Annotated in this window: 7 protein-coding genes; all 7 read right to left on the bottom strand. The window is 62.6% G+C overall.

What is annotated here, in order from left to right:
* Positions 1-129: 129 nt before the first annotated feature.
* From IG75_RS0111035 to IG75_RS0111005, 7 genes are read right to left on the bottom strand one after another with little or no spacing between them, the layout of a single operon-like run.
* On the bottom strand, positions 130-2,208 hold the full coding sequence (locus IG75_RS0111035; protein ID WP_030521121.1) for a hypothetical protein: 2,079 nt from the start codon (positions 2,206-2,208) through the stop codon (positions 130-132).
* Positions 2,205-4,457 carry an AAA family ATPase gene (locus tag IG75_RS0111030; RefSeq protein ID WP_030521120.1) on the bottom strand — a complete coding sequence of 751 codons (2,253 nt, stop codon included), beginning with the start codon at positions 4,455-4,457 and terminating at the stop codon, positions 2,205-2,207. The genes IG75_RS0111035 and IG75_RS0111030 overlap by 4 nt, the downstream gene beginning before the upstream one ends.
* On the bottom strand, positions 4,399-5,664 hold the full coding sequence (locus IG75_RS39045) for a hypothetical protein (protein ID WP_063045347.1): 1,266 nt from the start codon (positions 5,662-5,664) through the stop codon (positions 4,399-4,401). Before IG75_RS39045 ends, IG75_RS0111030 begins: the two co-directional genes overlap by 59 nt.
* Entirely contained in the window at positions 5,642-8,830 is a 3,189-nt protein-coding gene (locus tag IG75_RS0111020) for a DEAD/DEAH box helicase (protein WP_030521118.1), read from the bottom strand. Before IG75_RS0111020 ends, IG75_RS39045 begins: the two co-directional genes overlap by 23 nt.
* Positions 8,827-10,149 carry a protein kinase domain-containing protein gene (locus IG75_RS0111015; protein WP_030521117.1) on the bottom strand — a complete coding sequence of 441 codons (1,323 nt, stop codon included), beginning with the start codon at positions 10,147-10,149 and terminating at the stop codon, positions 8,827-8,829. Before IG75_RS0111015 ends, IG75_RS0111020 begins: the two co-directional genes overlap by 4 nt.
* Complete coding sequence (locus IG75_RS0111010; RefSeq protein WP_030521116.1) at positions 10,139-10,813, bottom strand: vWA domain-containing protein; 675 nt, start codon at positions 10,811-10,813, stop codon at positions 10,139-10,141. Before IG75_RS0111010 ends, IG75_RS0111015 begins: the two co-directional genes overlap by 11 nt.
* A gap of 8 nt (positions 10,814-10,821) precedes the next feature.
* On the bottom strand, positions 10,822-11,871 hold the full coding sequence (locus IG75_RS0111005) for an FHA domain-containing protein (protein WP_156058822.1): 1,050 nt from the start codon (positions 11,869-11,871) through the stop codon (positions 10,822-10,824).
* Positions 11,872-12,028 lie beyond the last annotated feature (157 nt).

Raw genomic sequence — 12,028 nt, 5'->3', positions numbered from 1 at the left:
TGATAGCGTTCTGACCGCACGCGGCCCGCGGATACCGCATGTCCGAACCGGGCGGCATGCCGAATTATCGAACAAGACCGCGGTGAACACCGCCCGTTCGTCCACCGGCGCGGTCCCTCAGCCCTGAGGTCAACCAACGGTCCGGGGCAGTCCATTCTCTACTGGTTGGCACCGAACGCAATCGACTCCCTCCCGCGCCGTCGATACGGAACATGATCGGCATTCCGGGCAGATATATCGTCCCGGGACAGTACGTGCCCAACAGGGGGAGGACAGCGCATCCCGACCATAGATGCGTTCGATCCATCCGGGACCGGTCACATCGGGATTCCGAATTTGGCGCTCAGGTTCAATGATCGGAATGCGCTCTCCGCATCGACCACACCGTTCGTGACCCCACCTCGCCTCGCACGAGCGACATGTGATCATGAAGATGTCGGCATCGCGGCCGACTCGGGTCGTATCGCCGCGAGTCGCACACAGCGGGCAGGTCAGGAGTTCCGCTGTTGAAGCGGCCGTGCTCTCGATCGCCGAGCGCAGTGACTCGATCTCGGTGATCAGGTCGCGCTCCCATCCCGGGGACTTCGCTCGGTCCGAGAGTCGACGAATCGTCGCATCTAACTTGGTCTGCTCTGAGCCGGTGAGCGGACGCCTGATAGCAATCTCGCCCTTCCTCGGGCGGTGGAACAGTGGGCTCAACCCGAGTTGGGCGATATCGGCGTCCATCACGTAATCAATAAGGCGGCCGGACATCCGAGCCCCGCTTGGCAGGATAGCTCGGGGATAGTCGAGTAGGGCCGGTACCTGCACAGCGATGGCGACCGCGCGGGCGACGCGCTCGAGGCTCGTGGTCTCCAAAGGAGACACGGGCAGGCAGGTGACGGTCTGCTCTGGATTCACGCCGTCGTGTCCGACGGAGCTCATAGCGATCGCGAGTTCACGAGGCAACCGTCGGATCGCCTCGTCGGCCGCCAAATTCACCACCACTGTCCAGCTCTTGGCCGCGCCCTCCACCGATGCCCATCTGCGAGCGATGGTCTGCGGCTCGTCATTCGGGCCGACCAGGTCGAGTAACGGCACGAAGCGCGTACTCTGATGATGACTCGTGAGGACGATGACGCCGTCGGGGCCTCGAGCGAGATCCACCGCCCCCCACGGGCCGCGTACAGTGACGGGCCCGTGTTCGCCCGGCAGCTCATCCTCGTCGGGGGAATAACCGAGATCGCCGAGCGCGCGAATGACCAGACCGAAGACATAAATGTCGAACGTTTGGTGTCTGGACCGAAACCGGCTCGCTCGCTTTTCTGGAGATTCGTCGACTTCCGGCTCCCGCTCGTAGGCCGACCAAACCATGCCAGCGGCCCGGTAGTGCCTGTCGTTGGCGATGACGTTGGTGTTTCGGAGGCCGCGTCGGCCCGTTCGGCGACCTCGTAGTGTCTCGACCAGGGTGCTTCCTCGCAGAGATTGCACCCTGGCGGCGAGTGCCTCGAGCACCCGCAGGGTCTGAGCAGTGCGAGTCGATGACTCGGCAGCCCGGGCCGCGTCCGCTCCCCAGAATGCGTAGAGGCGATGACGGCGGTGATGCGTGCCCTCGTCCTTGGCCTTCTCGAGATCTGCGAGGTCGGACGTCAGCCGGTGAAGGCGGCGGATTCGTTGACTCAAAGCGGTCGTGAGGATGGGATGTACGAGCTCGGTCACCATCCGGTTCTCGTACAGGTCGGCGTTCTCTTCGCGAGTCGCTGCCAGCGCCCGGCGTGGTACCGGACCGGAGAGGGTTCGAGCCGCCCAATCCTCGGTGTGAGCCGACAAGCGTTCCAACGCCTTTCGAGCGGGGCGTTTCACCCTGGCAACCGGAAGGAGCTCCGATCTTTCGCCGAGTCTCGTGACGAACCGCTCGCACACGCGGGCGATGGAAGGCAAGTTCGTTTCAAGGATTCGTTCCCGGGCATGGAGTTGAAGGCTCTCCTCGTCACGTCCGGACAGCAGGGGCACCCGGCTGCCCTTGTGCCACGAACCGGACAGCACGGCGTCCGTGAGGCCTTGTGCCAGAGCCATGAGCGCATCGAGGTCGTCCGACTCGACCGCATCCCTGTTGGTGCTGCCGCTCGCCGTGTCCACGATGTGTATGGCCCCCTCGGCCCATCTGCCGGTCCACCCGCTCTCGGGTTCGCCGGGTTCAGCAGTCAGGCGATCGTGCGGGGGAGTCACGCTCGGTAACCTTCACGGAGGCGATCGGCCTCGGCACGGATTCGTTTGATCGACTTTTCCGGCCTCTCCTGATCGAGCTTCCAGAGCTTCTCGATACTATCGGCGAGTTGGTCCAAATCATCAGGGCGAATTTCGAATCGGTCTTTGAGCTTACGAACGAGCTTGGTCGCCACGAGGTGGTCCACAGCCTCGGTAAGACTCCCGCCACCGTAGAGGACCACAGGAACGAACCGTTCGAGCTGCCGTTCGAAACGGTTTCCCCAACCGACACCGAAACGTGCGAATTCACCGTGCAGGCCTTTGTTCAGGAGCTGCTTCGCTTCCTCGACCTCGTCGGCGCAGTCACGTCCGGCCTCGACGAACGCGGACTCCAGTGCCCTGAACGAGATGGGGTCAGCGAGTCCTTGCCGGCGAGCCTCGAACGGCTTGTGCTGCGGCGGGAGTTCCTGGACATGCGCGCGGTCATACGTCTTGTCCGCGAAGGCGACAGTGGTCTCGTCATGGTTCGCGGTTCCGACGAACCAAACATTGCGTGGCAAAGGAAGGCGGGACCCCGAGAATCGTTCTGGAAGCCCGGGTAGAACGCTGGTGAGCAAATCGATGTGGCCCGGCTCGGTGACAGCATTCTCGAGAATCGAAAGCATCGAACCGAAGTACTGCTCCGGATGAGCCAGGTTCATCTCGTCCAGAACGATGACCATCGGCCTGTCAGCGTTGGCAGGAAGCAGTGCTCGGTAGAGCGCCTTGGTGAACTCGCTCTCGACGAAGCGCTTCTCGAAGGCGTTGTAGTAGCCGAAGAGATCGTCCTTGTCGCGCCAGCCGGCCTGCACCTCGATCATCTGGGCATCACCTCCGAGGGCCCTGAAGAACTCGCGGGGCAGGCTCGTTTTACCAGTTCCGGAGATGCCTTGGAGGAGATGGAGCCGACTCGAAGCCAATCCGGCGAGGAAGAGACGTACATCGGACTCGGAGTAGTAGAAGGCCGTGGTCGAGTCGGTTGCCATGCGGTTGCGGACCTCGGCGACGAGCTCCGCCAACGTGTCGAAGTCCCGAGTAGCGGTAGGACGCGACAGTACGTCGTCCCGATCGTAGGCGGAGCAAGCGGGGAACGGTTCCGTGGAACTTTCCCTGGCTTGCAACTCTTCCCAGTCCCCTCGGTGCTGCTCAATTGCTTGTCTGAGAGTCTCGCGCTGCGCGGTGAGCGCCTCACGCTCGTCGCGCAGTACCTCGAGCTCGCCGACGTTTATCAATTGGTAACGAAGCTGTCGGTCGATCGCGTCGTGCTGCTGTTGCCAGTGCGCCGCTTCCGCCTGGGCCTCAGTGACCGTCTGGGCCCGCTGCCTCAACTCCGCTACCTCATCGGCGGGCGGTCGCCGGGAGAGTTCGTCGCGGAGGTCACGCACTTGCCGCACCAAGTCATCGTTCCGGCGCCTGATGGTGTCCGGGTCCTCGTTGTATCGCGCCAACTCCGCACGAAGGTCTTTCAGCTCCTGCTCCCGCGTTCCCCTGCGCCGACGCTCCAACTCGAGAAGCTGATTGGCTTCATCCAATTGATCACTTACGGTGGCAACCCGCGCCTCCAATCGTCGCTCGAACTGCTCAGCCACCATCAATTCCTTCGCCTGTGCGAACGAGAGATCTGCTTCGATCCGCGCTTCGCGTTCGCGCAGGTCGACCTGCCGGCGACGAAGTTCGACCCATTTGTCGGCGAGTTCGGCGCGCTCGGCCTCCAGATCCCGCTGAGCCGCGGCGACGATGTCCCGAGCACGCACCATCGCCTCGTACTCGATTTTGGCGGCCTCGGCCAGGATATTGTCGCGGAGTTGAGCGGCTTCCTGGGTGAGCGATCGCAGTTCGGCGGCGAAGCCGGCCTTCGCCGCCGAGCGCTGTTCTTCGATGGATAGGGCTTCACGGACAAGCTCGGATTCCCGATTCGCGAGCCGATCGGCGCGTTCGGCAAGCACGTCCCGTTCTGTCGAGAGGGCATCGCGCGCCTCCTGAAGAGCCTTCGCCTCACTCTCGGCCTTTTCCGTGGCCTTCCGCCATCCGGCCTCTCGCTCCTTGACCTTCATCCATGCGTTACGAAGCTGGACAGCGGTGCCGATTTCGGATTCGGCGAGCTCGACCTTGTCGAGTTCGGCGACGACGTCTTCTGGGGGTTCTGGACATGCCGTAAGAGCGGCTTCGACCTCAGCCAGCCTGGCGGCGTTCCGGGCAGCATCGCGTCCTTTGGCCTGCTTGCTGGACATCAGCATTCTCCGATACGGTGATGAGCCGATCGCATAACGCGATTGTGGCGTCTACCAATTGAGTCAGTGAGACATGAGAGTTGTGGGCGCGTGTAGCGGCCAGCCATTCAGCCGAGGACGCTGCCAGACGCCGCAGCATCTGCTCGTTGTGCGGGTTCCCTCTCCCCTCGATCAGGAGCAGGCGGGAAACTTTATGACCAAGAGTGCCACGCTTCGAACGTGCCAGGAGCTCGGCGGCATCTCGATCGAGCTCGAACCCGGTGCTGAGTACGGCCGCGTCGGCTGGTGACGGGTCAAGGCTCGTATCGAGGCCGTGCAGGTATTGATACTGATCAACAAACCGACTCAAGCAGAGTTCGACGCGGCTGAGAACGCTTTCGAATTCGTCTGCCGCATGTTGAAGGGTTCGCAGTGCACCGACTATGTCGCGCAGTTCGGCGATCGCCTGCTTCAGAGGAAAATCCGTGGAAGGCGGGGCCTCGGCCTCCGGAACCTCATGGAGCCAGCGAGACACCGCTTGGTGCTCTTGACTCGCTTTGACGAGGTGACGAGTCAAGCTCAAGTGGGGAATGCCCCGTGTGGTCTCAATGGCGTACCCGGCCGTCAGACCGACGACCGGACTCGCGACAAGGCACAATTCGCCAGAACTGACAATCGCGGTTCGCCTGCTGCGGTCCGCTGAAGCTCGGCTGAATCGGGCGAGCTCGATGCCGGTCGGCTCCGCCACATCGTGCTCATCGGTGTCGAGCAGGAGGCATTCGACGGAGATGGGTCGTCCGGCGGTACCGCGGTCGAATCGTCCGCGAAAGACCGAGGTGAATCGCACGGGTAGTGGCGGCACCTCCGGAGCCGGATCAGGCCAGAGTTCCCCTGTCGCCAGATCGCGATAGACCCAAGCAACCTGTGAGCTGTTCGCCTGGAGCTGCCCGCCGGCGGCCACCTGCCACTTCTCGGTCACCGCTTGCGCGAGGAGGTGCCGGATCAAGTCGTCGGGTAGTTGGAGGAGGTCGGCGATGCGGCCAGGGGAAGATTCTCCAGCCGCCCTCAAGCGAAGGACAGTTTCGAGAATGACATCGTGGTCGATTTTTCTGACCTGCTCGACAACCACACGCCAACGGACCGCTGGGGTCAGCACGACATGCCGGATTCTCCATGTTAAGTCGGCAAGTGTGTACGCGGAGAGGTCACGCCGCTCGGCGGAAGCCATGCTCGCCCCCTGTCAGGTCGTGGAAGGCGGCAAGTGCGGGAACTGCCTCTCGGCCTTCCGGCGAGGTCATCATCGCGGCGTCGCCCACGGCCACCAGAAGTTTGCGTTGCCGGCTCATGGCAACGCAGAGCCGGTTCGGCAGGACAAGGAATCCGTACGGGTTCGATCGTCGTCCGGAGCCTGGTTTACGCGACCGCGTTGTCGACAAATAGACCACATCGAACTCACGGCCCTGGAATGCGTCGACGGACCCGATACGGACACGGGGCAGGTCACGGTTCGTACGCAACCAAGGAATCGATGGGTTGAGGTCAAAGTTGTCGCCTTGCCTGACAGCGAGCCCGGACTCGGCCATGGCCTCCCAGATCGCGGTGACCTGACCCGAATAGAAGGTGATGATGCCGAACGTGAGTTCAGATGACGACAGCAGGCCGACCATCAGTTCGCTGACGATCATCGATGCCTCCGCCGGTCGGCTTATGCTTGTACCGGCCCGCTGCTCGGCCCCTCTCGCCACCGGTACATCGATCCACCCGCACGCCGCTCGGCCGTACATTGCGATGTTGTGCGCGAACGAGGACGTATCCGGATTTCCGTTGCTCAAGCGCTCACCGAAGGGCGCGTAGAACTGCCTGCTGATGAAGGCACCCAGCACGGGGTGCATGCGGAACTGTCGATCAAGGGTGATAACCCTTTTCGTGCCGCTACGGTGTTCCGTTTCGCGGAGCTTGAGGAACAGCCGCTCGAACATCGATCTCTGCAGGACGGCCGAGACGACATTCGCGTCGTGGCGTGATGACAACCTCGGCACGATACTGTCATCGAGCAATTGAGGGAGCTGCCGATGGTCACCGACGAGGATGATACGTTCCTTCGCCAAACTCAGCGGCACCATGAGGTCGAGTGGATTGGCGCGGGCTGCCTCGTCGACGATCACAGTGTCGAACAGAACCGATTGCGCCTCTCGCATGCTGCTCGAAACCGCCTGCTGGCAGGTAGCGGCCAAGGCACGCGTATGAGCCTGGAGCGAGTGTCGAATCGCCGCCGGCCGATGCTCAACGGCATCACGAAACCGCTCGACGGCGAGGTCGATGGGAGTCGTGGCCAGCGCCACTTCCTCATCGGCCGAGTGGAGGGCACGCTGGAGAAGGGCCTCGACGGTGGGCATCGTCGCGATCACGCTCGATCGCGCGCGGGCGTCGAGAAGTCGGTCGAGCAGGCTTCGCTTTATCTCGGCAAGCCGGCGTGCGGCAATCGTGGCATCCTGACCTCGTGCGGCCATCTCCAACACGTTCCGTTGAGAGTCGGTCAAGAGATCGAACACGGCGGAAGTGGAGAGGGCCCGCATCGCTGTGACGTCGCCGTCGTCGGCATATCCCTCGGGCGACGAACGCAAGGAACGTGCCAGTCGCGCCACAAGGGCCTGCGAGCGGGGAGAAGTGGATGCGGCTCCGAGGGTGTGCTCGAGCTGATTCGCCAAGCGGCCCGCCTCGTGCACAACGTCACTACCGACGAGATCCAGTTGCCCGGCAAGCCACTTCAATAAATCCACGGTGCTACCGACATCGAAGGGTTGTCGACGGTATGCGTTGCTGCGATCGATAAGAGCCTTGCGGGCGCGCACCGCCTTGTTGGGGCGAACATTTTCGTACCGCTCGGCGAGCCGTGCTTGTAGGTCGTTGATCCAGGCAGTGAGGTACGTCTCGTCGTCAACGCCTGCGGCTCGACCCAGTTTGACCGGCGGAAGGTTTCCGTCATCGGCCGCCTGAACAAGGTTGGCGACCGCGTCGTGCTGATAACTGGTGAGCAGTACCCGCTTGTTAAGTGCGGGAGCGTCTTTGTTGAGTTCAGTGAGGCGCGCCTGGATGGCGGCGATCACGCGTGTCTTTCCGGTACCGGGCGGGCCCTGGATCAACACAATGTCGCGTGAGTTGATCGCGAGATCGATCGCTTGCACCTGAGCTTCCGTGGGCTCTCCGCCGAGGATCTGCCGGACTCGGTGTGACAGCGGCGCGTAACGCCGCACCCGACCCATGGGATCGAGCCGTTGATCTGCGAGAATCAGCCCCATTTGACGAGCCGGGACGGTCTCGCCATGGGCGATCCGCGCTTTGGCCCTCTCACGCCGTTCGATGCGAATTCTGTCCAGAGTGAAAGCGCCGGCGATCGTGCCGCGCTGGGGCAGTGTGCCGTCCTGATAGGTTTTGTCCGGGCGCAACCGAATCGTTCCCTCGGCCGTGACCCACGCTGTACCGATCACGGCATCGCGGGTCTCCTCGTCATTGAATGCGACCCCTGCGGCTGCCTCGAGCCCTACCGTATCGCGCCCGATGCGCTCGCGCAGCGCGTCCGAACGCGGGTGCCGAACCAGCTCGAATTCCAGAAAGCCATCGCCACGGACTCGAAACCGGTCGTAGTCGGCCCATCCGATGTCGCGCGCTGCTTGGCGCGCGGCCTCGCGTTCGAGCTCGTTGTACTCCTCCCAGACCGCCAGGTACGCGTTGTCCGCTTCCGCTAAACGTTTGATCTCTTGTTTCTCGGCCGCGCTGATCCGTCCCATCCGTGTCGCATCGACAACAGCGACTTTTCCCCGCACCAGGATGAGGCCGCGCTCTGAATTGTGCGTACGGTGGGTGACTCGCGTAATGATCAGGCGGTCATCGATCAGTCGGACGTCGGCCACAATCGTGGCGCCGACGAGGCGGAATGCCTCAGCACCGAATTCGCCATCGCCGGCAGTGACCACTGCGAAGGGCTCACCGGTATCGAGTGTCAATTCACCGGCGAGCCACTGCGTGACTTCTGCTGGAGCGTCTGCTCGCCCACGAGACCGGTTGACGTCCTCGACGGTTGTGTCGTCGACGCCGACCATTCGGCCATCGGGCCAACGCTGAAACCCAGCGAACGTGAGGACTCGAACGATCACCTTCTGCGATGAGGTAAGCAGTTCGGCGATATACGAACCGGACTCACACGCCGTCTCGAGCCACTCGGCATCCTGAAGGTCGGGGCGCTCGCAGGCCGCGACGTAGGTGTCATGGTGGATGGTGACACCCGTCGGCGTAACTGTGAGCCGGACGGGTTTGCCGTCCTCGATCTGGACCGAGTGGACCGGTATGAGCCGCACAGCGCGTTCGGCGGTGCACGCGATCTGACTCAACTTCATGCCGGTTGCACCGATCGGAGCGCGAGAAAGCGGCTGGGGCGGTTGGGCACGCTGAGACGCACTCGATAGACGTCACCACGGGAGGGAGTTGGAATACTCGCAACATCTCTGCCGGAACCGTCGGTCACCCTCGCATCGTCGTATGTCCTGAGTTCGAAGCCCCCACGGACCGGCCAGAATGTGACAACGGGGTCGGGCTGGTCGTGCCGACCCCATAGATGGCGGGGCATAACCTTGGTTTCAGCGTCGGAGGTTACGACAAACGAATCCCGAGCAGCCAGTGGCTGCTCGGCCGTGCCGGAGTAGACGGTGATGAGCGCAGTCGGTGGGGTGTCGGCACCGCAGTTCGGGCAACCGACCTGCAGCCTGTAGTAGGTCCAACCGCAATCGTTCGCGCAGCTGACAACGTTGTCCAAGGCGCTGAAGAGCACGTCGCGCCAACGGGCAGAACCAGGACGTTTGGAGGGGTCTGTTCTGCCGTCGCCGAAAGTCCGTTCACACAAATGACGCATCCGTCCGCTCATCACCAAAGGGAAGAGCCCAGCGGGAAAGCTTCGCGGTGGAAGCTGGTTCGAGCGGTCGTCAGGGTCTGAGACGTAGGGGAAGTTACCCCGGTCCATCCGGTCACGTGCGGTGTCGCCATCGACGGCCTCGGCAGCCAGACCCTCGAGAGGATGTCGCATCACGAGAAGGCGGAAAACGTGGATCGCCAGGATATAGCTGTCGGCCAGTGTGGAAGGTGGTGCGCTTCGTCTGAGTCTCTCTGGCGCCACGTATCCAGGAAAGCCCAGTATGTCCGACTTCGGGTTCGATCGTGAGGTCAGATTGTCGGTGTCGATGAGCCACGTCTCCGTACGGCTCAGATCATCGGACACCATGACGTTGTTCGGGTTCAGGTCGACGTAGGCGAGGCCTCGTTCGTGCAGAGCTGAGATGCTGTGAGCGATGTTGGCAGCGATGGCGAGGCGACGTCGGAGGCCTCCGGTCTCGAGATACCAACGAGCGTTGGTCTCGCGAGCGCCGAACTCACGCGGGAGGTAGGGCTCCCGGATAGGCGTCATGTCGCTTGCCAAACGCATCAGGTAGCCTTCGCCGCCGTTGCGGATCAGTGTGAGCGGTGCGGCGACCGGCAAACCGTCCAGCGGAAGCCGCCGAACAGCGGCGATCCGCTCCAAGTCCTCGGACTTTTTCAGGAGCTTGATGGCATACCCGGGGTGCCCGTCGACGCGGAAGACCGCGCCCTGGGCCCCCTCGGCAATCTTCGACCCCAGCACGAATTCGACCTCCGTCTCGTCCGTGACCCGTAGTTCAGTAGGCATCGTCGCTCTGCAGCCGAAGGATAGATTCTGCGGAGTCGGACTGAGCGGGTACATCGGGCTCGAAGACCGACAACGTCACTTGTGTGATGGTTGTTGTGACGAATCTGAGGAAGTTCCTGATCTGTGCCGCTTCGCTCGCTTCATGAACCTCGCCGCCGCTGAACCGGCCGAGAAGTTCCCTGTCCGCGTCGGCGCCGATTGCGAGCGCGAAGCGTGTGGCCTTGGCGCCTCGCTCACTCTTCAACAGGTGCTCGAGCTCTGACTCCCAGCTGGGATCGGTCGGAATGCCGTCGGAGACGAGGGCGAGCGTCGGGCGGTAGGCGCGAGAGGGGAATGCTTGCCGGTCCTCGATCAGTTCCCGCGTCACACGGAGAGCATCACCCAGGGGCGTCCGTCCGCGTGCCTTCAGGGACGTGAACTCGATGTCGGCGATAGGGACGTTATTGGTCACGACGTTAGCGGATTCGTCTCCGAAAGTGATGATACTCAGAGTGATGAACCCGTGGCCGGCGTCGACCGAGGTGAGCTCCTCGATCATCTCGGTCACGCTGTCGTTGAGGACATCGATCTTGTCGTCCTCACGCATGCTCCCGCTCGTGTCCAATAGAAGGACCACGGGGAGGATGCGAGCCGCGACAGGATCATAGGAATCGAGTAATGACATATTGCGGCTCAGTTCCTTTCGGCGTCTGCATTGAGTAGCCAGGGTGCAGTGGTGAGATCGGGGGCGTACCGTCCGCGGGCGCGCTTTCGACCTGAGGGACGGATCTGCAGCGCGTCGCGTGCGAGGCTGATCCGATCGGCCGCCTCGAGCGTTTGCAGAACGCCAGGCTGAAGCCGCGATTCGTTTCCGCCCTTCCTGATCAGAGCAGTGCCGTTTCTGGAGCCGAGTTCTTCGACGATAAGACGGCCGGACCGGTTGGAAAGGCAGAGGTGGTCGCGACTGACAAGCGCGGAGTGTCGATCGTCCAGGATGGCCCGGACGTCGTAACGGTCCTCGCCTCTGCCCCGGCCTACGAAAAGCGATGTGCCTTCGGCAATGGGGATTCGGTCAACTTCGTCATCCCCGAGAAGCACGACGACCTCGCGCGTGTTCTCACGCGCGCCTACCCTACGCGCTGGAGTGCGGCACTCGGGGCAGCAGACTCGACCATCCTCATAGCGCGGATCATCGTCGATGACGGGCGCTGCAGCCCAAACACAGGTCGAGTCGGTGCACGCCCACTCGTCCAGAAGAGCCCGCCGGGCCTGAGGCGTCGTCAGACCCTTCGGCTTCAGGTCGGCCTCCTCTGCTCGCCAGGAGACTTCGTAATGAGGTATTGGTGAGAAGTCGAGTTCAATAAACGTGACGTTCGGTCCGCTGATCACGGGCTGCAGCAGACGGGTGCTTCCCTGGAGCCACGGGAAAGTCCGGCGATGATCACGGAACAAGTCCGTCGTGATGATCACAGCCTCAGGATTCGCCTCAGCCAGCTCAAGCACTTCCGAATCGGCATACGGAACGGATCGTGCACAGCCGCGCCGCTTCCACTCTGCGAGGCGTTGATTGCCGTATCCATCCATGCGGTGTCTAAGGCTGTTGTCGGCAATGCCGTAAAAGACCGCGCCGGGGTCCTTCTGCTCGCGCCAAGCCCTGACAACCATCTCGACGTGACGCCAATCGTTTCTGCCGCCGCGACGAACTACAGGCGACAGGTCGATGATCACAGTCGGCGCGGCCACGAGTCTCTCCTTGATCCTACTGATAGGGAGCAGTCGGTACGACTGTAGAACTGCTCCCAAACCAAACTGGAGGCCTGCGGCGTTCTCGGCTACATCCCAACGTGAAGATTAGCGTGCGCGGGATCGTCGTGGTTGAGAAGGCAACAGGTTCAGCGTA

The organism is Nocardia rhamnosiphila NBRC 108938 (assembly GCF_000720425.1).
GTDB lineage: Bacteria > Actinomycetota > Actinomycetes > Mycobacteriales > Mycobacteriaceae > Nocardia > Nocardia rhamnosiphila.
Note: the sequence above shows the minus strand (reverse complement) of the source record. Positions and strands in the feature narration are given on the sequence as shown.

Coding starts and splice junctions, on each gene's coding strand:
- IG75_RS0111030 (WP_030521120.1), bottom strand. CDS start 4,457: ATGTCCAGCAAGCAGGCCAAAGGACGCGATGCTGCCCGGAACGCCGCC.
- IG75_RS0111015 (WP_030521117.1), bottom strand. CDS start 10,149: ATGCCTACTGAACTACGGGTCACGGACGAGACGGAGGTCGAATTCGTG.
- IG75_RS39045 (WP_063045347.1), bottom strand. CDS start 5,664: ATGGCTTCCGCCGAGCGGCGTGACCTCTCCGCGTACACACTTGCCGAC.
- IG75_RS0111010 (WP_030521116.1), bottom strand. CDS start 10,813: ATGTCATTACTCGATTCCTATGATCCTGTCGCGGCTCGCATCCTCCCC.
- IG75_RS0111020 (WP_030521118.1), bottom strand. CDS start 8,830: ATGAAGTTGAGTCAGATCGCGTGCACCGCCGAACGCGCTGTGCGGCTC.